Genomic DNA, 23,092 nt, shown 5'->3' with positions numbered 1-23,092 from the left:
TTGTGTTACGGGCCGCCGGAGCGTTCGGGTTGTTACCAAACCGTGGTCTCGCGGTCGCCCAGGCGCCCTTTTCCGCTCCATAAACGGTGGTTCGGACTCGCCCGATCCCGCGCACGGAACAGGAAAAAACGCTTTATCAGCGACAAACCGGACACCCTTGGCGGGTGTCCGGTTTCGATCGGTTCGGGCCGTCACGGCATCAGAGCGTGCCGGGCTCCAGTGCCAGCGCGGTGAACAGCTCCACCCCGATCGCGATCGCGCGCTCGTCGACGTCGAAGCGGCCCTGGTGGAGGTCGCGGACGGTGCTGTCACCCGGGGCCCTCACACCGAGCCGGGCCAGCGCGCCGGGGGCGTGCTCCAGGTACCAGGAGAAGTCCTCCCCGCCGAGCGACTGCTCGGTGTCCTCGACCACCTCGGCGCCGTCCCGGCCGAAGCGCGCGGTCATGCCGGCCTCCAGCAGCCCGACCGAGACCGCCTCGTTGACCACCGGCGGCACGCCCCGGTGGTAGTCGAGCGTCCACTTCGCGCGGTAGGTCTCGGCGAGCCGGGCGATCAGCTCGTGCAGCAGGTCCGGCGCCTCCCGCCAGCCGGCCAGCTCCAGGCAGCGGACGGTGCCCTCCAGCTCGGCGTGCTGCGGGATGACGTTCGGCGCGGAGCCGGCGGCGATCCGGCCCCAGACCAGCGAGACGCCCCAGCGCGGGTCCATCCGGCGGGCCAGCGCGCCCGGCAGCTCGGCGGCGGTGCGGGCGACCGCGGTGACCAGGTCGGTGGTCAGGTGCGGGCGCGCGGTGTGGCCACCGGGGCCGTCCAGGTGGAGCACCAGGCGGTCGCAGGCCGAGGTGATGGCCCCGACCCGCAGGCCGATCCGGCCCACCTCCACCTTGGGGTCGCAGTGCACGGCGAAGATCCGGCCGACGCCCTCCATCCCGCCGGCCGCGATCACGTCCAGCGCGCCGCCGGGCATGACCTCCTCGGCGGGCTGGAAGACCATCCGGACCGGGCGCCGCAGCTCGCCGGAGCGGGCCGACTCGGCGAGCACCAGCGCGGTGCCCAGCGCCACCGAGGTGTGCACGTCGTGGCCGCAGGCGTGGGCCCGGCCGGGGACGCTCGAACGGTAGGGGACGTCGGTCTTGGCGTCGTCGATCGGCAGGGCGTCGATGTCGGCGCGGAAGGCGAGGAACTCCGCGCCGCGCGGGGCGGACTCGGGAACGATGTCGACGAGCATTCCGGTGCCGCCCGGGAGGATCCGGGGGGCGAGGCCGGCGGCGACCAGGCGGTCCCGCAGCAGGCCGGTGGTTCGGAACTCCTGGCGGCCCAGCTCCGGGTGCCGGTGCAGGTCCCGCCGGAAGGCGATCAGCTCGGGCTCCAGCGCCCGTACCCGGTCGCGGAGACCGGCGGCGGGGCGGGCAGCGGTGAGGGTGACGGCCGACAGGGCGGACTCACGACGGTTCATCTCAACAAGGGTAGGCCTGTTGGGGGGATTTGGCCCGACTTCCCGAAAAGAAGTCCCCGGATGGGCGCATACCGGCCGCGCTGGTGGGTATGACATCTTGTTTCAGCCGCCTTCCCCATGGTGCCTGCTCTGTGCAACGACCGTCGGCGATCAAGGTCACGGTCCGCTCGACCGGGCGGTTGACGGCCGTGCGGACGGCTCGGCCGGGGTTCCGGGCGCCCGGAACATTGGCTCAAAAGCGCTCAACCGGCACATGCCGGCCCCACACCTCGCGCAGCGCGTCGCAGACCTCGCCGACGGTGGCCCGCGCCGCCAGCGCCTCGCGCATCGGGTACAGCACGTTGTCCCGGCCCCCGGCGGCCCGGCGCAGCGCGTCCAGTGCCCGGCCCACCGCGGCACCGTCCCGGGCCGCCCGCAGCCGGGCCAGCCGACCGGCCTGCCGGGCCTCGATCGCCGGGTCCACCCGCAGCGGCCGGTAGGGCTCCTCGGCCGCCAACTCCCCGGCGTCCAGCCGGAACCGGTTGACCCCGACCACCGTGCGCGCGCCCGTCTCGGTCTCCCGCTGGATCCGGTAGGCGCTGCGCTCGATCTCCGCCTTCTGGTAGCCGACCTCGATCGCGGCCACCGCCCCGCCCAACTCCTCGACCTTCGCCATGAGTTCGAGCGTGACGGCCTCCATCTCGTCGGTCAGCGCCTCCACCGCGTAGGAGCCGGCGAACGGGTCGACGGTGGCGGTCGCGTCGGTCTCGTGGGCGAGCACCTGCTGGGTGCGCAGCGCGAGCCGGGCGGCCTTCTCGGTGGGCAGCGCCAGCGCCTCGTCGAAGGAGTTCGTGTGCAGCGACTGGGTGCCGCCGAGCACCGCCGCGAGCGCCTGCACCGCGACCCGGACCAGGTTCACCTCCGGCTGCTGGGCGGTGAGTTGGACGCCGGCGGTCTGGGTGTGGAAGCGCAGCCGCTGCGAGCGCGGATCCCGGGCGCCGAACTCCTCGCGCATCACCCGGGCCCAGATCCGGCGGGCGGCACGGAACTTGGCGACCTCCTCCAGCAGGGTGCTGCGGGCCACGAAGAAGAAGGAGAGCCGGGGCGCGAAGTCGTCCACCGCGAGCCCGGCGGCCAGCGCGGCGCGCACGTAGGCGATCCCGTCGGCCAGCGTGAAGGCGATCTCCTGCGCGGGCGTGGCCCCGGCCTCGGCCATGTGGTAGCCGGAGATCGAGATGGTGTTCCAGCGCGGGATCTCGGCCCGGCAGTACCGGAAGAGGTCGGCGACCAGCCGCAGCGAGGGCTGCGGCGGGAAGATGTACGTGCCGCGGGCGATGTACTCCTTCAGCACGTCGTTCTGCACGGTGCCGGTGAGCCGGGCCGGCGGGACGCCCTGCGCCTCGCCGACCAGCTGGTAGAGGAGCAGCAGCACGGCGGCCGGGGCGTTGATGGTCATCGAGGTGGAGACCTCGCCGAGCGGGATGCCCGCGAACAGCTCGGCCATGTCCTCGACGCCGTCGATCGCCACCCCGACCCGGCCGACCTCGCCGGCGGCGAGCGGGGCGTCCGAGTCGTAGCCCATCTGGGTGGGCAGGTCGAAGGCGACCGAGAGGCCGGTGGAGCCGCCGGCGATCAGCTGCCGGTAGCGGGCGTTGGACTCGGCGGCGGTGCCGAAGCCGGCGTACTGGCGCATCGTCCACGGCCGGCCGGTGTACATGGTCGGGTGGATCCCCCGGGTGAACGGGTACTCCCCCGGACGGCCCAGTCGCTCGGCCGGGTCCCACCCGGCCAGGGCCTCGGGGCCGTACACCGGGGCGAACGGGGAGCCGGACTCGGTGCGGCGCGGCTCGGCCGGCGGTCCGGCGGGCTGCTCGGCGGGCGGTTCGGTGGCCATGGCGTCCTCCGCGGGGGTCGGCGGGCAGGTCCACTCCTCTCGCAATGTAGCGCCGAAGGCCTTGAGATGATCGGCTGAACCGACCGGGATATCTCAGGAGTGGCAATGACCGAGCAGAAGGTGGCCGTCGTCACCGGTGCCAGCAGCGGAATCGGCGCGGCGACCGCCCGCCGGCTGGCGGCCGAGGGCTTCGAGGTGGTGCTGACCGCCCGCCGCACCGAGCGGATCGAGGCGCTGGCCGCGGAGACCGGCGGACGGGCGTACACCCTGGACGTCACCGACCGGGCCGCCGTGGACGCCTTCGCCGCCGAGGTCGGCCGGGTGGACGTGCTGGTGAACAACGCCGGCGGGGCGATCGGCGCGGAGAGCGTCGAGAGCGGCGACCCGGCCGACTGGCTGGCCATGTACCAGGTCAACGTGCTCGGCGTGCTGCACATGACCCAGGCGCTGCTGCCGGCCCTGCGGGCGAGCGGCGACGGCACCGTCCTGGTGCTCTCCTCGACGGCCGCGCTGGCCGCCTACGAGGGCGGCGGCGGCTACGTGGCGGCCAAGCACGCGGCGCACACCATCGCGGCGACGCTGCGGCTGGAGCTGTGCGGGGAGCCGATCCGGGTGATCGAGATCGCCCCGGGCATGGTGAAGTCCGAGGGCTTCGCGGTGACCCGCTTCCGCGGCGACGAGGAGAAGGCCGCCGCGGTGTACGCGGGCGTCGCCGAGCCGCTGACCTCCGAGGACGTCGCCGACACCGTCGCCTGGGCGGTCACCCGGCCGCCGCACGTCAACATCGACCTGCTGGTGGTCCGCCCGCGCGCCCAGGCCGCCAACCACAAGGTTCACCGGGAGCTCTGACGCCCCGGCAGGTGCGGGCGGTGTCCCGGCCGGGGGTCAGTACTCGAACTGTCACCCCCGAGTGGTACACACGTGCGATGAAGATTCACCGGGCCACCCGCCCGCACCTCCTGCTGGCCACCGTCGCGGCCGGCAGCCTGCTCCTCACGACCGCGTGCGGAGGGGACAAGAAGCCGGCCCAGGAGCAGGCCGCCTCCGCGCCGTCGAGCGCCGCCGCCGAGACCGCCGTCGCGACCCCGGCCGCGACGCCGACGCCCACCCCGACCGTGAAGCCCACCGGCGCCGACGACCCGGCGCTCAAGCCGTTCTACGGCCAGCAGATCACCTGGGCCGCCTGCGCGCCGGACGCCAAGGCCGCCGCGCAGAAGATCGACATCTCCCTGATGAAGTGCGGCAAGCTGCGCGTGCCGCTCGACTACACCAACCCCTCGGGCGAGGCCCTCGACCTCGCGGTGATCAAGAACCCGGCCGCCAAGCAGGACCAGAAGCTCGGCTCGCTGATGGTCAACCCGGGCGGCCCCGGCGCCTCCGGGGTCGACATGGTCAAGACCTTCGACAAGGACTTCCAGGGGACCCTGCACAACCGCTTCGACATCGTCGGCTGGGACCCGCGCGGCACCGGCGAGAGCTCGCCGGTCACCTGCCTGGACGACAAGCAGCGCGACGCGGCCAACGGCAAGGACAGCCCGCTCGACCCGGCCGCGGCGAAGGCCGAGTCGGAGAAGGAGGCCGCCGACTTCGCCGCCGCCTGCCAGGCCAGGTCCGGCAAGGTGCTGCCCTTCATCGGCACCCGCAACACCGCGCGCGACCTGGACGTGCTGCGCGCCGCCGTCGGCGACCAGAAGCTCAACTACCTGGGCGTCTCCTACGGCACCTACATCGGCGCGATCTATGCCGAGGAGTTCCCGAAGAACACCGGCCGGCTGATCCTCGACGGCGCCGTCGACCCGGCCGCGGACGACCTCGACCAGAGCGTCAACCAGGTCATCGGCTTCGAGAAGTCCCTCGAGCGCTTCGCCGCCGACTGCGTCAAGAACAACGCCGCCACCTGCCCGCTCGGGAAGAACGCCGACAAGGCCGCCAAGAAGGCCGCCGACTTTATCGAGGGACTGCGCGACAAGCCCCTGCCCACCAAGGACGGCCGCAAGGTCAGCAGCAGCCTCGGCTGGTCCGCGGTCATCTTCCTCCTCTACGGCGACGAGAAGAGCTCCTGGCCGGCGCTCCGGGCCGGCCTGGCCGAAGGGATGCTGGGCGGCCGGGGCGACTACTTCCTGGCCATCGCCGACCTGGCCAACGGCCGGGACGAGAAGGGCCACTACAACTCTGAGAAGGAGGCCCTCCAGGCGATCAGGTGCGCCGACAACGCCAGCCCCGCCCCGTCGGCCGAGGCGGCGCAGCAGGCCACGCAGAAGCTCCAGCAGGAGGCCCCGCTGCTGACGAAGGGCATCACCGTCGAGGACCTCAGCGAGGGCTCCTGCGTCGGCTGGCCGTACAAGTCGCCCGAGACGCCGCACACCATCCGGGCCGAGGGGGCCGCGCCGATCCTGGTCGTCGGCACCACCGGTGACCCGGCCACCCCGTACGCCGCCGCCGAGAAGATGGCCCAGGGCTTCGCGAGCGCGACCCTGCTGACCCGGGTGGGCGAGGGCCACGGCGCCTTCGGCTCGGGCAGCGGCTGCGTCGACGCCGCCTACGCCGCGTACCTCACCGAGGGCACGCTGCCGGCCGCCGGGACGAAGTGCTCGTGACGCACGCGGAGCGCTCGTGACGCGCCGTAGTCGCTGACGTCGGGGAGGGCGCTGACACCGAGGTGTCAACGTCACAACTTGATAGCTCGTTCGGATGAAATCCGCCCGCGCCCTCCCCAACTGATGAGCGCTCAACTACCTTTGAGCCACAGCCGGACGGGCATTGGACGCCGTTCCGCAGCCTCATACTTCACCAGGCTTCACCGGCGCGTCACCCACCACTCCATCCGCCCCCGTTCACCGGCACCTTCCCGCCCTCACGAGGAGGACCCGCTGGCCAGCGACATCCCGTCACCGAGGCTCGACCCCCGGGACGAGCCGACACTCCTCGGGTTGCACCGATTCAACGAGGCCGACGCCGGAGCCGCGGAGGAGGCCCTGCTGGCCTGCTGCGGCAGTCACCGGTGGGCCCTGCGGCTCACCGTGCACCGGCCCTACCCCGACATAGAGTCCCTGCTCGCCGCCGCCAGCGAGGCCTCGTACGACCTGCGTCCGGCCGACCTGGCCGAGGCGCTGGCGGACGAGAGCTGGATGCCGCAGCCGCTCCTCGGCATGCGCGCACCCGGCAGCCAGGCGGCGCACACCGCGCTGCGGGCCGCCCACGCCGCGTACGAGGCCCGGTTCGGCCACGTCTTCGTGGTCTGCCTGGAGGGCATCGACCCCGAGGAGATGCTCGACGCCGTCCTCGGCTCGATCCGCACCCGTCTCGCCAACGACCCCGACGAGGAGCGCCTGGTCGCCGCCGACGAGCTGCGCCGGATCGCCCTCAACCGCCTGGAGCACCTGGTCGCCACCCACTCGGGGGCGGCGGCCCGCTGACGGCGGGGCGCTCAGCCCCGCTGGGCCGCCCGCAGCTTGGCCACCTGACGCCGGACGACCCGCTCGTCCGGCGCGGGGGCCGGCTCGGCGCCGACACCCACCGTGCTGAACACCACCAGGGCCGGTCCGACCCTCGCCAGGACGGCACGCTGGGCGAGCACCACCGAGCCCGATTCATTCGTCAGGGTGAATCCCGTCGCCGCGTCGGCTCCCTCGGGCGTGGGCGTGTCGTGCCGGCTCAGCCGGTGCGCGGTGCGGGTCGCGCCCCGGCCCTTCTCCGCCGGGGGCGGCGGCGCCGTCGAGGCGAACTCCGCGCACGGGCCGAACAGCCCCTCCAGCTCCGCGTGCAGCCGGGCCGCCCGGTCGCCCGGGTAGCCGAGCAGCGCCCCGTAGAGGCTGCCCGCCGGATTGCCGGCCAGGGCCACGCTCAGATCGGTCTCGGCGGACGGCACCGCCGACACCGGCGGGGCGGAGGCCGACGCGCCCGCCCGGCCGGCGGCCGGCGCCGGGGCCACCGAGTCCAGCAGCGGCTGGCAGACCGGCTTGTCGGCGGCCTCCCGGCCGCCGTCCGGGCCGGTCGCGCCGCGGCCGGGGGTGATCACCGTCACGGTGAAGCCGGGGCCGAGGTCGGCCTCGGTCACCGCGGCGGCGCGCAGCTCGGCGGCGGACAGCTCGCGGGGCGGGGCGGTGGAGGACGCCCGGTCGGCCGATTCGCCGGCGGGGGCGGCGCAGCCCGCGGCGAGCAGCAGGGCGGCGGCGAGGAGCAGGGGGCGGGGCGGACGCGGAGCGGGGTGCGGCACGGGGGCCTCGTCGGGGGTGTCGGCGCGGACGGGGCCGCCCACCGTAGCGCGACCCTGTGCGACGAATTCGTCACCCGGCGTCGCAAATCGCTCCTTGGTTCCCACCCAGCTAGGCCAGAAGTGCCTCTTTGATCACACCTCGGCCCCCCGGAGGCGGTTCCCGACAAGGCGTCGATAGGATGCTCGCGGCCGGTGGACCGTACCCGGCCGGGCTGACCGACACCGAAGCCGGCCGAGCCCCCAATCGCTTCCGGAGGGTTTTTCCGTGCCGGCTGGAACGCTGTACCGCGGCCGGGAAGGCATGTGGAGCTGGGTGGCTCATCGAGTCACCGGCGTCCTCATCTTCTTCTTCCTGTTCGCCCATGTCCTGGACACCGCCCTGGTGCGGGTGTCGCCCGAGGCGTACGACACCGTCATCCAGACGTACAAGACGCCGCTCGTGAACCTGATGGAGTACGGCCTGGTGGCCGCCATCCTGTTCCACGCCCTGAACGGCCTGCGCGTCGTCGCCGTCGACTTCTGGTCGAAGGGCCCGAAGTACCAGAAGCAGATGCTCTGGTCCGTGGTCGGAGTCTGGGTCGTCCTGATGGCCGGCGCCTTCTACCCGATCCTGCAGCACACGCTGACCTCCTGGTTCGGGAAGTGATCTGAGACATGTCCACGGAAATCTCCGACGCTGTGGTGGTCCCCTCCGCGCAGGCGCACACCGGCAAGGGCCTCGGCACGGGCAACCCCGCCGACGCCTTCGTGGTCGAGCCGGCCCGCCAGCGGACCAAGAAGACCCCCCGCCGCACCCGTACCAACTTCGAGATGCTGGCCTGGCTGTTCATGCGCCTGTCCGGCATCGTCCTGGTGGTGCTGATCCTCGGCCACCTGCTGATCATGCTGGTGCTCGACGGCGGCGTTTCCAAGATCGGCTTCGCCTTCGTGGCCGGCCGCTGGGCCTCGCCGTTCTGGCAGGTCTGGGACCTCACCATGCTCTGGCTCGCCATGCTGCACGGCGCCAACGGCATGCGCCAGGTCATCAACGACTACGCCGAGAAGGACTCCACCCGGCTCTGGCTGAAGGGCCTCATGGGTACCGCCACGGTCTTCACCGTGCTGCTCGGGACCCTGGTGATCTTCACCTTCGACCCGAACATCTAATCGGAAATCGGCAGAGGCCAGAGGCGAGTTAACCCCCCATGCAGATTCACCAGTACGACACCGTCATCGTCGGCGCCGGCGGCGCCGGCATGCGCGCCGCCATCGAGTCGACGCAGCGCAGCCGCACCGCCGTCCTGACCAAGCTCTACCCCACCCGGTCCCACACCGGCGCGGCCCAGGGCGGCATGTGCGCCGCCCTCGCCAACGTCGAGGAGGACAACTGGGAGTGGCACACCTTCGACACGGTCAAGGGTGGTGACTACCTGGTCGACCAGGACGCCGCCGAGATCATGTGCAAGGAGGCCATCGACGCCGTCCTCGACCTGGAGAAGATGGGCCTGCCCTTCTCCCGCACCGAGCAGGGCCGGATCGACCAGCGCCGCTTCGGCGGCCACTCCCGCAACCACGGCGAGGCCCCGGTCCGCCGTTCCTGCTACGCGGCCGACCGCACCGGCCACATGATCCTGCAGACGCTGTTCCAGAACTGCGTCAAGCACGGCGTCGAGTTCTTCAACGAGTTCTACGTCCTCGACCTGCTGATCAACGAGGGCCGCACGGCCGGCGTCGTCGCCTACGAGCTGGCCACCGGCGAGATCCACGTCTTCCAGGCCAAGGCGGTCGTGTTCGCCTCCGGCGGCACCGGCAAGATGTTCAAGGTCTCCTCGAACGCCCACACCCTCACCGGTGACGGCCAGGCGGTGGCCTACCGCCGCGGCCTGCCGCTGGAGGACATGGAGTTCTTCCAGTTCCACCCGACGGGCATCTGGCGCATGGGCATCCTGCTCACCGAGGGCGCCCGCGGCGAGGGCGGCATCCTTCGCAACAAGGACGGCGAGCGCTTCATGGAGCGCTACGCCCCCGTCATGAAGGACCTCGCGTCCCGTGACGTCTGCTCCCGCGCGATCTACACCGAGATCCGCGAGGGCCGCGGCTGCGGTCCGGACGGCGACCACGTCTACCTGGACCTGACCCACCTGCCGCCGGAGCAGCTGGACGCCAAGCTCCCGGACATCACCGAGTTCGCCCGCACCTACCTCGGCATCGAGCCCTACACGGACCCGATCCCGATCCAGCCCACCGCGCACTACGCCATGGGCGGCATCCCGACCAACGTCGAGGGTGAGGTGCTGCGCAACAACACCGAGGTCGTCCCGGGCCTGTACGCGGCCGGCGAGGTCGCCTGCGTCTCCGTGCACGGCGCCAACCGCCTGGGCACCAACTCGCTGCTGGACATCAACGTGTTCGGCCGCCGGGCCGGCATCGCCGCCGCCGAGTTCGCCGAGGCGAACGAGTTCGTGCCGCTGCCGGAGAACCCGGAGCAGCTGGTCCAGGACCTGGTCGACGGCCTGCGCGAGGCCACCGGCACCGAGTCCGTGGCGCAGATCCGCAAGGAGCTGCAGGAGTCCATGGACACCAACGCGATGGTGTACCGCACCGGCGCGACCCTGAAGCAGGCCGTCGAGGACATCGCCGCGCTGAAGGTCCGCTACAAGAACGTCGCCATCCAGGACAAGGGCTTCCGTTACAACACCGACCTGCTGGAGGCCATCGAGCTGGGCAACCTGCTCGACCTGGCCGAGGTCCTGGCGGTCTCCGCGCTCGCCCGCGAGGAGTCGCGCGGCGGTCACTACCGCGAGGACTTCCCGACCCGTGACGACGTGAAGTTCATGCAGCACACCATGGCGTACCAGGAGGTCGCCGAGGACGGCAGCACCTCCATCCGCCTTGACTACAAGCCGGTCGTGCAGACCCGCTACCAGCCGATGGAGCGTAAGTACTGATGAGCACTCCGACCGTGGAGAAGCACTCGGCCGCTCTGGACGCGGTCGAGGCCGGTGGCACCAAGCTGATCACCGTCACCTTCCGGATCCGCCGGTTCAACCCGGAGGAGCACCCGGAGCCGGTGTGGGTCGACTACCAGCTGGAGATGGACCCGAAGGAGCGCGTCCTGGACGCGCTCAACACGATCAAGTGGGAGCAGGACGGCACCCTCACCTACCGCCGTTCCTGCGCGCACGGCATCTGCGGCTCCGACGCGATGCGGATCAACGGCCGCAACCGGCTGGCGTGCAAGACCCTGATCAAGGACGTCAACCCGGAGAAGCCGATCACGATCGAGGCCATCAAGGGCCTGACGGTCCTCAAGGACCTGGTCGTGGACATGGACCCGTTCTTCCAGGCGTACAAGGACGTCATGCCGTTCCTCATCACCAAGGGGAACGACCCGACCCGCGAGCGCCTGCAGTCCGCCGAGGACCGCGAGCGGTTCGACGACACCACCAAGTGCATCCTGTGCGCCGCGTGCACGTCGTCCTGCCCGGTGTTCTGGAACGACGGCCAGTACTTCGGCCCGGCCGCGATCGTCAACGCGCACCGCTTCATCTTCGACTCGCGCGACGAGGGTGCGGAGCAGCGCCTGGAGATCCTGAACGACCGTGAGGGCGTCTGGCGCTGCCGGACCACCTTCAACTGCTCGGAGGCCTGCCCCCGTGGCATCGAGGTCACCAAGGCGATCCAGGAAGTGAAGCGGGCCCTGGTCACCCGCCGCTTCTGATCCCGGAGCACCCCGCAACACGCGAAGGCCCCCGTCCGCGCCGGACGGGGGCCTTCGCGCTGCCCGGCCCGGCGCGGGAGGCCGGGCCCGCGGGTCAGCCGGCGGCGGTTTCGCGCCGGCCGGCGCGCAGGCCGCGGACACCGACGGCGCCGACGGCGATGCCGAGGACGAAGGAGGTGACGGCGAGCAGCAGGTGGACCCAGAAGAAGGCGGTGGGCTGGGAGTGGTCGCCGTTGGTGAAGGCCTGGCCGCCGGAGTCCTTCCAGAGGTTCTTGACGAAGGTGGTCCAGATGATCATCGACCAGACGCCGAAGGCGGTCAGGAACCAGGAGGTGCGACGGCTGAGCTTCATGGGGGTGGTCCTCGGTGCGGCGGGGAGGTGAAGACGGTGTGCCCTCCCAGTATGCTCGGCGTCCGTTCGGCGTACGGTGGGGGCCTCCTTGCGGTCCGGAGGGGCAAGGGGGCGGACGGCGGGGGCCCGGACTGGGTACCGTCTGGTGGTGCCCACTCGCTCGAAGCTCGCACGCCTGCTCGCCGCGCCCGTCGCGGCACTCCCGCTCCTGATCGCCGCCCCGGCGGCCGTCGCGGCCCCCGGTGAGCCGCCGCCCCCGCCGGTCGCGGTCGGCGGGGATCGACTGGGGCTCCCGGGGGTCCAGGTGAACCCGCTGCCCGGTGCCCCCGCGCTGCCCGGGGACCTCACGGGGCAGTCCTGGATCGTCGCCGACGCCGCCTCGGGGGAGGTCCTGGCGACCAGCAACCCGCATCTGCGCCTCGCTCCCGCGTCCACCCTGAAGATCCTCTTCGCCGACACCGTGCTGCCCAAGTTCGACCGCAACGCGGTGCACAAGGTGGAGGACGCGGAGATCCAGGGGATCGGGCCGGGCAGCAGCCTGGTCGGCATCAAGGAGGACCTGGAGTACAAGGTCGAGGACCTCTGGCGCGGGGTGTTCCTGAGCTCGGGGAACGACGCGGTGCACGTGCTCGCGCACATGAACGGCGGGGTGCAGCGGACCGTCGCCGAGATGCAGGCGCGGGCCGAGGCGCTGCAGGCCCGGGACACCCGCGTGGTCTCGCCGGACGGCTACGACTCGGACGGCCAGGTCTCCTCGGCGTACGACCTCACGCTGTTCGCCCGGGCGGGGCTGCGCAACCCGGACTTCCGGGCGTACTGCGCGACCCGCGACGCGATGTTCCCGGGCGCGGTGGACAAGAACACCGGCCAGCGCGGCAGCTTCGGCATCGCCAACACCGACCGGCTGCTCGGCAAGTACCCGGGGCTGATCGGGGTGAAGAACGGTTTCACCACCAACGCCGGCTCCACCTTCGTCGGCGCCGCCGAACGCGGCGGGCGCACCCTGCTGGTGACGGTCATGCACCCCTCCAGCTACCAGAAGGTCTACGACGAGACGGCCGCCCTGCTGGACTGGGGCTTCGCGGCGGCCGGCAAGGTCACCCCGGTCGGGAAGCTGGTCGAGGAGGGCGAGTCCGTCGCGCCGACGCCGACCGGTCAGGCCGGTGGCGCGGCCGGGGCGCCCGCCCCGCCGCCGCACCCCACGCCGAGCGACTCCGCCCCGGCCGCGGCGGCGACCGCGCGGGTGGACGGGGGCGAGGGGCTCGGCGCGGCCGGCTGGGTCGCCGTCGGGCTGGCCCTGGCGGCCGGTGGCGGGGGCGTCCTGCTGCTGTTCCGGCGGCGCGCCGTCGGCGGCTGATCCACCGGCGCGTCCGGCCCGGTCTCAGTCCTCCCGGGGCCGGGCCCGGGCCGTGTCCCGGGCCGGCCCGCCCGCCGACCCGCCGGTGCCCGCCCCGGCGGCCTCCTCGTCGGCGGCCTCGACCATCGCCCGGGCGCGCTCCCGGACCCGCTCGCGGGCGGCCGCCGGGTCCGCGGTGGCGGTCCAGGCCACGCAGAACATCAGCAGCCGGCAGACGAAGTTGATCCAGAGCAGCAGCGCCACCGGCACGCCGAAGGCGCCGTAGAGGCTCCGCCCGGCGACCGAGCCGAGGTACGAGGAGAGCAGGATCTTCAGCAACTCGAAGCCGACGGCGCCGATCAGCGCGGCCTGCAGGACGTCCCGGCGGCGCTGGTGGCCGATCCGCGGGAACGGCGCCAGCAGGTAGGCGAAGAGCAGCATGTCCGAGGCCACCGCGATCAGCAGCCCGGCCGCGGTGAGCAGGTAGCCGCCGGCGCCCAGGCCGATCCAGTCGGCGATCCGGCCCGCCAGCGTGGTGCCGGCCGCCGAGGCGCCGAGCGAGACCAGCGAGACCAGGCCCAGACCGCCGAGCACCACGAAGTCCCAGGCCTTGCGCAGCAGCGGGTTGCCCTCCTCGGCGGGCAGCTGCCACAGGTCCCGGATCGAGGTCCGCATGGTGTCCACCCAGCCGAGCCCGGACAGCACCAGCAGCACCCCGCTGACCAGGCCGACCGCCCCGGCGTTGGCCACCAGCGAGGGCAGGTTGAGCGCGTCCGAGATGCCGGGCAGCTGGTCGGAGATGCGGTGCTGGAGGTCCTCCACCCGGCTGTCGCTGAGGGTCGCGACGGCGATCGCCAGCGCGACCGTGAGCAGCGGGAAGAGGGCGAGGAAACCGAAGAAGGTGACCGCGCCGGCCAGCCGGTTGCCGCGCAGCTCCGTGAAGTGGTCGTAGGCGCGGTACGGGCGGCTGCGCAGCACCCGGGCGACGAGCGGGCCGATCACCGGAAGGCGGGTCAGGAAGTCCACCGTCCGGTTATACCCGGATGTTCCCCCGAACGGGCGTCAGGCTCGGCCGCCCGTCCGGGTCCCGGCCCGTCCGGGCCTCAGCCGCGGACCATCCGCCGGGCCCGGCCCAGCGCCCGGACCGCCTGGTACGCGGTGTACCGGCCGTGGCCGAGCAGTTCGGTGCGCAGCCCGGCCACCCCGCCGGGCGCGCGGTAGCCGGCCGGGCGCAGCCGGGCGCAGTGCTCGGCGGCGCGGCGGAAGAACTCCCGACGGTCGCCGGGCGGGACCCGGCCCGGGCGGGAGACCACGGTGTTGAGGTGGTGCAGCATCCGGCCGTAGACCACCGGGCGCCAGCGGTCCAGGTCGGGGCGGCCGTCCAGGAACGCGAAGACCAGGTCGTACTGGCCGAAGACGTCGAAGTGCTTGCGGCTCGCGGTGGCCAGGATGTTGCCGCCCTCCTGGCGCTGGCGGTAGTGCACGCCGACCCGGTCGAGCAGGGTGATGCTCCGGGCCGCGAGCAGCGCCGGGTAGGTCCAGGGGGTGTCCTCGTAGTAGCCGGCCGGGAAGGTCAGGCCCTGGGCGGTGACGAAGTCGCGGCGGTAGGCCTTGTTCCAGACCACCTGGAGCAGTTCGAGCAGCTCGGGGCGGTCTGCGAGGTCGAAGACGTCCCGGGAGGGGGCGCCGAAGACCTTGGCGGAGGCGGCCCGGACGACCCGGCCGTCGGCGTAGGTGCGGGCGTAGTCGTAGACCAGGACGTCCGGGTCGCCGCCGGACGCGAGCCGGTCGTGCACCGCCTTGAGCAGACCGGGGGTCAGGGTGTCGTCGCTGTCCAGGAAGAGCACGTAGTCGCCGGTGGCGACCTCCAGGCCGGCGTTGCGGGCCCGGCCGAGGCCGACGTTCTCCGGCAGGTGCAGCACCCGCACCCGGGGGTCGCGGGCGGCGGCCTCGTCGAGCAGGGCCCCGCAGCCGTCCGGGGAGCGGTCGTCCACCGCGATCAGCTCGAAGCCCGGGCCGTCCTGGCCGAGCACCGAGGCGAGGCACTCGGGGAGGTACTCCTCGACCTTGTAAACCGGGACGATCACACTGAAGCGGGGCATGGCCCCAGGGTAGTGGGGGCGTTCGACCCAGGGCCCCGGGGGTCCGCGGGCCGGACGGTAGGATCGACGGGCACGTACGCACCGATCAAAGTGCGGTCAGACCCCGAACCGGGCTGCCACGCTCCTTCCCGAGAAAGGCCTGCGTAGCCGATGGCTCCCCGCCTCTCCATCGTCGTCCCGATCTACAACGTCGAGCGCTACCTCGTGGAGTGCCTCGACTCGATCGCCGCCCAGACGTTCACGGACTTCGAGTGCGTCATGGTCGACGACGGTTCGAAGGACACCAGTGCCGCGCTCGCCGAGGCGTACGCCGCCAAGGACTCCCGGTTCCGGCTGGTCCGCCAGGTCAACAAGGGCCTCGGCGCGGCCCGCAACACCGGCATCCGGCACATCGACCCGGACGCCGAGTTCCTCTGCTTCGTCGACAGCGACGACTCGATGCCGCCCAGCGCGTACGAGCTGATGATCAACACGCTGGACGAGACCGGCTCGGACTTCGCCACCGGCAACGTGCTGCGGTTCCGCGCGATCGGCTACTACCAGTCCGGCGGCCACAGCCGTCCGTTCGCCAAGACCGTGCTCAAGACGCACATCACCGAGATCCCCTCGCTGGTCACCGACCGCACCGCGTGGAACAAGGTGTACCGCCGCTCCTTCTTCGACGCGGCCGGCATCCTCTACCCCGAGGGCATCCTGTACGAGGACGCCCCGGTCAGCGTGCCGCACCACTACCTCGCCAAGAGCGTGGACGTGCTCTCCGAGCCGATCTACCACTGGCGCGAGCGCGAGGTCGGCGAGATGTCGATCACCCAGATGCGCACCAACCCGAAGGGCCTGATCGACCGCGTCACCTCGGTCGAGCTGGTCCGCGGCTGGCTGAAGAAGCAGACCGAGCCGCGCTTCGCCGAGTACCTGAAGTCCTACGACGAGAACACCCTCGTCGAGGAGATCCCGATGTTCTTCTGGTCCGTCGTGGACGGCGACAAGGAGTACCGGGACGCCTACATCCGGTGCGTCAGCCGGCTGCTGCGCGCGATCGGCCCGGAGCAGGTCAAGAAGCTGCGCGCGCCGCTGCGCCTGAAGTACCACCTGACCCTGCAGGGCCGGATCGACGAGTTCGTCGAGCAGATCAAGTACGAGGGCGAGAGCAACGGCGGCGTCATCGCCAAGGGCCTGCTGCGCCCGTACGCCGACTACCCGTTCCTGCGCGGCGGCCGCAAGAGCGTGCCGTCGGGCCTGCTCAGCCTGCGCAACTCCACCGTCATCCGCAGCCGGCTCTACGACGCGCACTGGGAGGGCGGCCGGCTGCAGCTGACCGGCCACGCGTACCCGGAGCAGCTGGGCGCGGCCAACAAGCACGACATGGTCCGCACCCTGGTGCTGCGCGAGGCCAAGGGCCGCCGGGTCATCGCCGTGCCGATGAAGACCCAGTACAGCCCCGAGGCCACCGCCACCAACCACCACGACCTCTACAACTGCGACTGGGCCGGCTTCACCGTCTCCGTCGACCCGGAGAAGCTCAAGCACCGCGGCCAGTGGAAGGACGGCAACTGGCGCGTCCTGGTCGCCGGCGCGGGCAAGGGCGGCGTCTACAAGGGCCGGATCTGGGCCGGCTGGGCCGACACGGCGCTCTACCAGCCCTCGCACTGGGTCGAGCCGGACGTGCGGATCGTGCCGTTCGTCCGCGACGGCAGCGTCTACCTGCGGGTGGAGAACGTGCGGGTCCGGGTGACCGGGATCACCGCGCAGGACGACACCGTCGAGGTCGCCGGCGCTGCCCGCTCCGGCGTCCGGCTGGCCGGGGCCCGGATGCGGCTCACCCACGTCGAGTCCGAGCGCGAGCTGTTCTTCCCGGTGTCCGCGGGCACCCAGGTCGGCGGCCTGCAGCCGTTCCGCGCCTCCTTCGCGATCCCCGAGCTGACCGAGGTCCGCGAGAGCTGGGCCGAGCTGGACCCGATCGCCGAGGAGCGCGCCCGCGACCGCTGGGACGCCCACCTGGTGCTGGCCGACGGCACCGCCGTGCCGCTCTCCTGGGACGACCGCAACGCGCCGAAGCAGCTCAACCTGGTGCTCAACGCGGACGCCGAGCCCGAGCAGCGCCGCGCCCTCTACAGCAAGCCCTCCCCCGGCGGCTACCTGCAGTTCCTGGACCAGCTGCTGCAGCCGATAGTGCACGAGGTCACCGCGCGCGGCGCGGACGGCTTCCTGCTCAGCGGCACCTTCCCGCTGCCCGGCACCCACCGCTGGGAGCTGGTGGTCCGCCACCACTGGGGCGAGGAGCAGCACATCTACCCGGTGGAGATCGCCGACGGCCGCTTCCGCACCGCGCTGCCGGCCGTGCCGACCGCGTCCTTCGCGGGCAACGTGCCGCTGGCCCAGGGTGGTTGGAACATCTCGTTCCGCCCGGTCGGTGCCACCTTCCACCCCGACATGGCCTCCTACGCGCTGATCGCGCCCGAGTGCTGGAACTCGCTGCCGCTGGAGGTGGAGGCCCGCGGCAAGCGGATCGTGCTGGAGCGCCGCCACCACGACGGCCTGCAGCTGGAGTCGGAGAACATACTGCTTCCGGAGGAGCGCAGCGGCTGGCGCCAGCGCCAGCTGCGCACGGTCGACTACCCGGCCGCCCGCCGGCTGCCGCTGCGCGACACCGTGCTCTACAACGTCGCGCTCGGCGGTCTCTACGCGGACTCGCCGCGGGCGATCCACGAGGAGCTGGTGCGCCGCGGCCTGCCGCTGGAGCACCTGTGGGGCACCGACGACCTGCAGGCGGACCTGCCGCAGTCGGCGGGCTCCGTCCGGCTCTGGAGCCCGGAGTGGTTCGAGGCGCTGGCCACCGCCAAGTACGTCGTCACCAGCGCGCACCTGCCGGACTTCTTCGTCCGCCGGCCCGGCCAGATCGTGCTGCAGACCTGGCACGGCTCACCGCTGAAGCAGGTCGGCCACGACTTCGAGAAGGTCTGGTTCACCGACGCGCACTACCTGAAGGGCCTCGCCAAGGAGGTTCCGAACTGGAGCATCCTGCTGGCCGGCAGCACCTGGGCGGCCCCGGTGCTGCGCCGCGCCTTCGACTTCAAGGGCGAGATCCTGGAGAGCGGCCTGCCGCGCAACGACCTGTTCTTCTCCGCCGACCGGGAGAAGACCGCGGAGCGGGTGCGCGAGCGGCTCGGCCTGCCCGAGGGCAAGAAGATCGTGCTGTACGCGCCGACCTGGCGCGAGGACCGACGCCGCCACTACGGCGGCTACCAGCTGAACCTCCAGCTGGACCTGGACGCCGCGCGGGCCGCGCTGGCCGACGACCAGGTGCTGCTGGTCCGCCGGCACTCCAACGTCCGTGAGCAGATCCCCGGCGCCGGCAACGGCTACCTCTGGGACGTCAGCAGCTACCCGGACATGGCGGAGCTGCTGCTGGTCGCCGACGTGCTGGTGACCGACTACGCGGCGTCGACGTTCGACTTCGCCGCGACCGGCAAGCCGGTGCTGTTCTTCACCTACGACCTGGCGCACTACCGCGACAACCTGCGCGGTTTCTCGCTGGACTTCGAGGCGGAGGCGCCCGGCCCGCTGCTGGCCACTTCCGAGGACGTGGTCGCGGCGCTCGGCCGGGTGGACGAGATCAGCACCGAGTACGCCGAGAAGTACGCGGCGTTCCGCGCGAAGTACTGCGACCTGGACGACGGCCGCGCCGCCGCCCGGGCCGTGGACGCCATGCTGAGCCGCGAGGCCTGACCGGCCCGACCGCCGGTACCGGAGGCGCCCGACGCGAACACCGCGCCGGGCGCCTCCGGCGTTTTCCGGCCGGCAATTCCGGAATTTCGAACTGGCGTCTCCGAATGGAACTCAACAGCTAATTAAAACGACATTCTCAAATTGACCTCGGATCCGTTTCCGGGTGAGATGGAAATTCTCGCCGAGAAAGGTCCGTGGAAATGGCTGTCCTCACCCGGTTCGTCCTCCCGCACGCCGCGCCGCGCTTCGGCGACCCCCGCTTCGGCGCCCCGCTGCCGAGCGAGGAGGAGAACGCCGCCTTCGGACTGCTGCGCGCCCGCTGGACCGGCCGCGGCCTCGAACTCACCGGGTTCGCCCGCCCCGACGACCGGCCCACCGCCCACCCCGGTTCCGCCTGGAGCTGGCTCACCCTGCGCCTCGGCCACCACCACGAGCCGGTCCACGTCCCCACCCGGCCGCGTCGGCTCCCCGAGATCACCGACGACAGCGCCCAGCCCGAGCACAACCACGACTGGGCCGGCTTCACCGCCCTCGTCGAACCGCGCCGGCTGCGCGGCGCCGACGGCTGGCTGCTCGGCGACTGGAGCGTCGAGACCACCCTGTTCACCCTCGGCCGCCCCACCCGGCTGCGCCGCCAGTACGGCGGTCTCGCCCCGCACTGGTGCGGCTCCGGCGAGTACCCGCCCGCCCGCTGGGTGGACCACGACGTCCGCCTCCAGCCGCACTTCGCCGACGGCCTGCTCGTCCTGCGCCTCGAACGCCCCGCCGTCCGCCTCGACCGCGCCCTGCCCGCCCCCGACGGGATCGGCCTGCACCTCACCACCGCCGACCCCGGCCAGGCCCGCAACGTGCTGCGGCTGCGCCACCGCGAGAGCGGCACCGTCCTCACCGAGCCCGCCACCCGCACCGGACGCACCGTCACCGCGCACCTGCCGTACGCGCTGTTCACCGCCGACGGACGCGGCACCGACGAACTGGAGCACTGGGACGTCGACCTGGTCGACCCCGACGGCGCCGTCGAAGCGCTCGTCCTGGACGAACGCGGCGGGCCGGTCTCCGGCCAGCACCCGATGCCCGGCGCCGAGGACCGGGCGCTGCACCTCAAGCACCTCGCCGACGGCCGGCTCCAGCTGTGCGTGCGGCCCGCCGCCGGCTGGGTCGACCGGCTCGCCCCGCGGGCCGGCGGCTTCGAACTCGCCGGCCGCTGCCCCGCGCCCGGCCCGCTCCACCTCGTGCTGCGGCACAGCGGCAGCGGTACCGAGGTCCGCCACCCGGTCGAGCTCGGCCCCGACGCGCGGTTCACCGTCCGGCTGCCCGCCACCCGCACCGGCTCCGACGGCACCCCGCTGCCGCTGCGCAAGGGCCTGTGGGAGGCCGCGCTGCACCCGGCCGACGGGCCGGGCCCGGCCCGCCCGCTGACCGTCGCGCCCGCCGCCCTGGCCGCGCTGCCCGCCGCCACCCAGGCCGGCGGCAAGCGGATCGTGCTGGAGCGCCGCTGGCACGACACCCTGTTCCTGGACTCCACGCCCGTGCTCAGCGCCGCCGAGCGCAGCGCCTGGACGCAGGCCCGCCAGCGCACCGCCGGCTACCCCGCGGCCCGCCGCGAACCGCTGCGCGAGGCCGTGCTGTACGACGTGTTCGGCGGCCGCGGCTACGCCGACTCACCGCGCGCCGTGCACGCCGAACTCGCCCGCCGCCGCACGCCGTTGGAGCACCTGTGGGTGGTCGACGACGCGCAGGCCGAGCTGCCGCCCGGGGTCCGCGCGGTCCGGGTCTGGAGCCCCGAGTGGTACCGGGCGCTGGCCACCAGCCGCTACCTGGTCGGCAACACCCACTTCCCGGACTTCCTGCAGCGCCGCCCCGGCCAGGTCGTCGTCCAGACCTGGCACGGCGCCCTGCTCAAGCGGATCGCCCACGACGTCGACAACCCCTGGCTCGCCGACCACGGCTACCTCGCCGCCCTCGACCGGGAGACCCCGCACTGGAGCCTGCTGCTCTCCCCCAGCCCCTTCGCCACCCCGATCCTGCGCCGGGCCTTCCGCTACCGGGGCGAGATCCTGGAGTCCGGCTACCCGCGCAACGACGTGCTGGCCCGCCCCGACCCCGGGCGGGCGGCCGCCGTCCGCCGCCGGCTCGGCATCCCCGAGGGCCGGCGGGTGGTGCTCTACGCGCCGACCTGGCGCGAGGACCGGCCGCGCCCCGACGGCGACGGCTTCCAGCTCGACCTGCGGATCGACCTCGACCGCGCCCGGCGCGCGCTCGGCGAGGACCACGTCCTGCTGCTGCGGCCGCACGCGCACGTCCGCGAGCCGCTGACCGGCACCGGGGACGGCTTCGCCGTCGACTGCGCCGACTACCCGGACGTGCAGGAGCTGCTGCTGATCACCGACGTCCTGGTGACCGACTACTCGTCGATCCTGTTCGACTTCGCCATCACCGGCCGCCCGGTGCTCTTCTTCACCTACGACCTGGCGCACTACCGGGACAGCCTGCGCGGCTTCGCCTTCGACTTCGAGGCGCAGGCGCCCGGCCCGCTGGTCGACGACTCGGCGGCGCTGGTCGACGCGCTGCGCGAACTCGCCGACACCGGGGGCACGGTGCCCGCCGGGTTCGCCGAGCGCTACCGGCGCTTCCAGGACGTGCACAACGCGCTGGACGACGGCGCCGCCGCCCGCCGGGTGGTCGACCGGATGCTCGAACTCGGCGGCCCGGCCGGGCGCGCCGGTCAGAAGCCGTAGGTCCGCCAGGGGCGCCAGACCTCGTCCGCGTCGAACCGGGAGAGGCCGAACCCGGGCACCGGGAAGGCTGCGTGGAAGGACCGGGCCTGCTCGTGGGCCTGGTCCAGCACGTCGTCCGACAGCCCGTGCGCCACCGTCACGTGCGGGTGGTACGGGAAGGCCAGCTCCCGGGCCAGCGGGCCGGAGCGGATGTCCGCCTCCAGCAGCCGGCACTCCCGCTCGCCCTCCTCGACCCGGACGAACACCACCGGGGAGACCGGGCGGAAGCTGCCGCTGCCGCGCAGCACCATCCGGAACGGCCGGTGCGCGGCCGCCACCGCCGCCAGGTGCTCCTCGATCTTCGGCAGCGCCTCGGCCGGCACCTCGGTGGGCGGCAGCAGCGTGACGTGCGTGGGTATCGACCGGGCCAGCGGATCGCCGTGCCCGGCCCGGGCGTCCTGGATCGCCGCTCCGTACGGATCCGGGACGCTGACGGACACGCCGATGGTGAGGGTCTCCGGGAGACCCTCACCACCGGGCAGGCTCGTCGGCACAGTCACCGCTTGGCGGCCGGGAGGAAGCCGATCCGGTCGTACACCTGGGCCAGCGTCTCGGACGCCACCGCGCGGGCCTTCTCGGCGCCCAGCGCGAGCACGCGGTCCAGCTCGGCCGGGTCGTCCAGGAAGCCCCGGGTGCGCTCCTGGAACGGCGTCACCCACTCGGTGAACAGGTCGGCCAGCTCGGTCTTCAGGGCCCCGTACATCTTGCCCTCGAAGTGCGCCACCAGCTGCTCGACCGACTGCCCGCTCAGGGCGGAGTGGATCCGCAGCAGGTTGGAGACGCCGGCCTTCTCCTCCTCGTCGTAGGAGACCACGGTGCCGGTGTCGGTGACGGCGCTCTTGAACTTCTTGGCGCTGGCCTTCGGGTCGTCGAGCAGGCTCACCAGGCCCTTGGCGGAGGACGCGGACTTGCTCATCTTGATGGCCGGGTCCTGGAGGTCCTGGATCTTGGCCGTCTCCTTGAGGATGTACGGCCTGGGGACCGTGAAGGTCGGGCTGTAGCGGGTGTTGAAGCGCTCCGCGAGGTCGCGGGTGAGCTCCACGTGCTGGCGCTGGTCCTCGCCGACCGGAACGGCGTCCGCCTGGTACAGCAGGATGTCGGCGACCTGGAGGATCGGGTAGGTGAACAGGCCCACCGAGGTCCCGGCGGTGCCCTGCTTGGCCGACTTGTCCTTGAACTGGGTCATCCGGGAGGCCTCGCCGAAGCCGGTGAGGCAGTTCATCACCCAGCCCAGCTGCGCGTGCTCGGGCACGTGCGACTGGACGAACAGGGTGCAGTGCTCCGGCTCCAGGCCCGCGCCGAGCAGCTGCGCGGCGGAGACCCGGGTGTTCTGGCGCAGCGTCGCCGGATCCTGCTCGATGGTGATCGCGTGCAGGTCGACGACCATGTAGAAGGCGTCGTTCTCCTTCTGCAGGTCGACCCACTGGCGCACCGCGCCCAGGTAGTTGCCGAGGTGGAACGAACCGGAGGTGGGCTGGATGCCGGAGAGCACCCGGGGACGGTCCTTGACCGGACCAGTGACCGCTGCGTTGACCATGCGGGCCATTGTTCCAGTTC

18 protein-coding genes are annotated in these 23,092 nt (G+C 72.5%); 10 read left to right on the top strand and 8 right to left on the bottom strand.

Translation table 11 applies throughout. The features are described 5' to 3' along the window. Positions 1-199: 199 nt before the first annotated feature. Together ACFU9E_RS05795 and ACFU9E_RS05790 are read right to left on the bottom strand one after the other, a co-directional pair. Positions 200-1,453, bottom strand: a complete 1,254-nt coding sequence (locus ACFU9E_RS05795) for an amidohydrolase (protein WP_380684589.1) — start codon at positions 1,451-1,453, stop codon at positions 200-202. 232 nt (positions 1,454-1,685) lie between these two features. Then, the gene (locus tag ACFU9E_RS05790) at positions 1,686-3,326 is read right to left on the bottom strand and encodes a methylmalonyl-CoA mutase (protein WP_380684588.1); all 1,641 of its coding nucleotides are present in this window, start codon (positions 3,324-3,326) and stop codon (positions 1,686-1,688) included. A 105-nt stretch (positions 3,327-3,431) separates the two neighbouring features. Between ACFU9E_RS05790 and ACFU9E_RS05785 the strand changes: the two genes are divergently transcribed. The 3 genes from ACFU9E_RS05785 (at position 3,432) to ACFU9E_RS05775 (ending at position 6,742) form a co-directional block, all read left to right on the top strand. Next, the gene (locus tag ACFU9E_RS05785) at positions 3,432-4,175 is read left to right on the top strand and encodes an SDR family oxidoreductase (RefSeq protein ID WP_380684587.1); all 744 of its coding nucleotides are present in this window, start codon (positions 3,432-3,434) and stop codon (positions 4,173-4,175) included. Between the two features lie 77 nt (positions 4,176-4,252). Further along, a complete protein-coding gene (locus ACFU9E_RS05780) occupies positions 4,253-5,923 on the top strand; it encodes an alpha/beta hydrolase (RefSeq protein WP_380684586.1) in 1,671 nt (556 codons plus the stop codon). 273 nt (positions 5,924-6,196) lie between these two features. Further along, positions 6,197-6,742, top strand: coding sequence for a 2-oxo-4-hydroxy-4-carboxy-5-ureidoimidazoline decarboxylase (locus ACFU9E_RS05775; protein ID WP_380684591.1), 546 nt, complete (start codon positions 6,197-6,199; stop codon positions 6,740-6,742). An 11-nt stretch (positions 6,743-6,753) separates the two neighbouring features. On the opposite strand, the gene ACFU9E_RS05770 is transcribed toward ACFU9E_RS05775, so the two are convergent. Further along, on the bottom strand, positions 6,754-7,584 hold the full coding sequence (locus tag ACFU9E_RS05770; RefSeq protein ID WP_380684585.1) for a hypothetical protein: 831 nt from the start codon (positions 7,582-7,584) through the stop codon (positions 6,754-6,756). Between the two features lie 223 nt (positions 7,585-7,807). Here ACFU9E_RS05770 and sdhC point away from each other — a divergent pair, with 223 nt between their 5' ends. Genes sdhC through ACFU9E_RS05750 form a run of 4 tightly spaced genes read left to right on the top strand, consistent with a single transcriptional unit; the run spans position 7,808 to position 11,242 of the window. Continuing rightward, positions 7,808-8,188, top strand: coding sequence for a succinate dehydrogenase, cytochrome b556 subunit (gene sdhC, locus ACFU9E_RS05765; RefSeq protein ID WP_093861779.1), 381 nt, complete (start codon positions 7,808-7,810; stop codon positions 8,186-8,188). A gap of 8 nt (positions 8,189-8,196) precedes the next feature. Next, positions 8,197-8,688 (top strand): succinate dehydrogenase hydrophobic membrane anchor subunit, encoded by a 492-nt coding sequence (locus ACFU9E_RS05760; protein WP_355358581.1) that lies wholly within the window; start codon positions 8,197-8,199, stop codon positions 8,686-8,688. Between the two features lie 38 nt (positions 8,689-8,726). Continuing rightward, positions 8,727-10,469 (top strand): succinate dehydrogenase flavoprotein subunit, encoded by a 1,743-nt coding sequence (gene sdhA / locus ACFU9E_RS05755; protein ID WP_355358578.1) that lies wholly within the window; start codon positions 8,727-8,729, stop codon positions 10,467-10,469. Beyond that, the gene (locus ACFU9E_RS05750) at positions 10,469-11,242 is read left to right on the top strand and encodes a succinate dehydrogenase iron-sulfur subunit (RefSeq protein WP_344343381.1); all 774 of its coding nucleotides are present in this window, start codon (positions 10,469-10,471) and stop codon (positions 11,240-11,242) included. Before sdhA ends, ACFU9E_RS05750 begins: the two co-directional genes overlap by 1 nt. A 94-nt stretch (positions 11,243-11,336) precedes the next feature. On the opposite strand, the gene ACFU9E_RS05745 is transcribed toward ACFU9E_RS05750, so the two are convergent. Further along, a complete protein-coding gene (locus tag ACFU9E_RS05745; RefSeq protein WP_380714788.1) occupies positions 11,337-11,594 on the bottom strand; it encodes an SCO4848 family membrane protein in 258 nt (85 codons plus the stop codon). Between the two features lie 148 nt (positions 11,595-11,742). On the opposite strand from ACFU9E_RS05745, the gene ACFU9E_RS05740 reads away from it, so the two are divergent. Further along, positions 11,743-12,951 carry a D-alanyl-D-alanine carboxypeptidase family protein gene (locus ACFU9E_RS05740; RefSeq protein ID WP_380687126.1) on the top strand — a complete coding sequence of 403 codons (1,209 nt, stop codon included), beginning with the start codon at positions 11,743-11,745 and terminating at the stop codon, positions 12,949-12,951. Positions 12,952-12,975: 24 nt separating this feature from the next. On the opposite strand, the gene ACFU9E_RS05735 is transcribed toward ACFU9E_RS05740, so the two are convergent. Both ACFU9E_RS05735 and ACFU9E_RS05730 read right to left on the bottom strand, forming a co-directional pair. Continuing rightward, positions 12,976-13,956 (bottom strand): YihY/virulence factor BrkB family protein, encoded by a 981-nt coding sequence (locus ACFU9E_RS05735; protein ID WP_380687124.1) that lies wholly within the window; start codon positions 13,954-13,956, stop codon positions 12,976-12,978. Positions 13,957-14,033: 77 nt separating this feature from the next. Further along, complete coding sequence (locus ACFU9E_RS05730) at positions 14,034-15,032, bottom strand: glycosyltransferase family 2 protein (RefSeq protein ID WP_380687121.1); 999 nt, start codon at positions 15,030-15,032, stop codon at positions 14,034-14,036. A 150-nt stretch (positions 15,033-15,182) separates the two neighbouring features. On the opposite strand from ACFU9E_RS05730, the gene ACFU9E_RS05725 reads away from it, so the two are divergent. Both ACFU9E_RS05725 and ACFU9E_RS05720 read left to right on the top strand, forming a co-directional pair. Further along, on the top strand, positions 15,183-18,758 hold the full coding sequence (locus ACFU9E_RS05725) for a CDP-glycerol glycerophosphotransferase family protein (protein ID WP_380687119.1): 3,576 nt from the start codon (positions 15,183-15,185) through the stop codon (positions 18,756-18,758). Between the two features lie 200 nt (positions 18,759-18,958). Further along, positions 18,959-21,496, top strand: a complete 2,538-nt coding sequence (locus ACFU9E_RS05720) for a CDP-glycerol glycerophosphotransferase family protein (RefSeq protein WP_380687468.1) — start codon at positions 18,959-18,961, stop codon at positions 21,494-21,496. On the opposite strand, the gene ACFU9E_RS05715 is transcribed toward ACFU9E_RS05720, so the two are convergent. Both ACFU9E_RS05715 and trpS read right to left on the bottom strand, forming a co-directional pair. Further along, a complete protein-coding gene (locus tag ACFU9E_RS05715; RefSeq protein WP_355358563.1) occupies positions 21,484-21,975 on the bottom strand; it encodes a 2'-5' RNA ligase family protein in 492 nt (163 codons plus the stop codon). The two genes, ACFU9E_RS05720 and ACFU9E_RS05715, sit on opposite strands and share 13 nt — an antisense overlap. A 56-nt stretch (positions 21,976-22,031) precedes the next feature. Further along, positions 22,032-23,072, bottom strand: a complete 1,041-nt coding sequence (gene trpS, locus ACFU9E_RS05710) for a tryptophan--tRNA ligase (protein ID WP_380687466.1) — start codon at positions 23,070-23,072, stop codon at positions 22,032-22,034. Between the last annotated feature and the right edge of the window lie 20 nt (positions 23,073-23,092).

The sequence above is a fragment of the Kitasatospora sp. NPDC057595 genome (genome assembly GCF_042800875.1).
GTDB lineage: Bacteria > Actinomycetota > Actinomycetes > Streptomycetales > Streptomycetaceae > Kitasatospora.
Note: the sequence above shows the minus strand (reverse complement) of the source record. Positions and strands in the feature narration are given on the sequence as shown.

Bases quoted from the DNA above. Each gene is read 5' to 3' on its own strand.
- ACFU9E_RS05745 (WP_380714788.1), bottom strand. From the start codon at position 11,594: ATGAAGCTCAGCCGTCGCACCTCCTGGTTCCTGACCGCCTTCGGCGTC.
- ACFU9E_RS05760 (WP_355358581.1), top strand. From the start codon at position 8,197: ATGTCCACGGAAATCTCCGACGCTGTGGTGGTCCCCTCCGCGCAGGCG.
- ACFU9E_RS05725 (WP_380687119.1), top strand. From the start codon at position 15,183: ATGGCTCCCCGCCTCTCCATCGTCGTCCCGATCTACAACGTCGAGCGC.
- sdhA (WP_355358578.1), top strand. From the start codon at position 8,727: ATGCAGATTCACCAGTACGACACCGTCATCGTCGGCGCCGGCGGCGCC.
- ACFU9E_RS05720 (WP_380687468.1), top strand. From the start codon at position 18,959: ATGGCTGTCCTCACCCGGTTCGTCCTCCCGCACGCCGCGCCGCGCTTC.
- ACFU9E_RS05750 (WP_344343381.1), top strand. From the start codon at position 10,469: ATGAGCACTCCGACCGTGGAGAAGCACTCGGCCGCTCTGGACGCGGTC.
- trpS (WP_380687466.1), bottom strand. From the start codon at position 23,072: ATGGTCAACGCAGCGGTCACTGGTCCGGTCAAGGACCGTCCCCGGGTG.
- ACFU9E_RS05780 (WP_380684586.1), top strand. From the start codon at position 4,253: ATGAAGATTCACCGGGCCACCCGCCCGCACCTCCTGCTGGCCACCGTC.
- ACFU9E_RS05790 (WP_380684588.1), bottom strand. From the start codon at position 3,326: ATGGCCACCGAACCGCCCGCCGAGCAGCCCGCCGGACCGCCGGCCGAG.
- ACFU9E_RS05785 (WP_380684587.1), top strand. From the start codon at position 3,432: ATGACCGAGCAGAAGGTGGCCGTCGTCACCGGTGCCAGCAGCGGAATC.
- ACFU9E_RS05730 (WP_380687121.1), bottom strand. From the start codon at position 15,032: ATGCCCCGCTTCAGTGTGATCGTCCCGGTTTACAAGGTCGAGGAGTAC.
- ACFU9E_RS05795 (WP_380684589.1), bottom strand. From the start codon at position 1,453: ATGAACCGTCGTGAGTCCGCCCTGTCGGCCGTCACCCTCACCGCTGCC.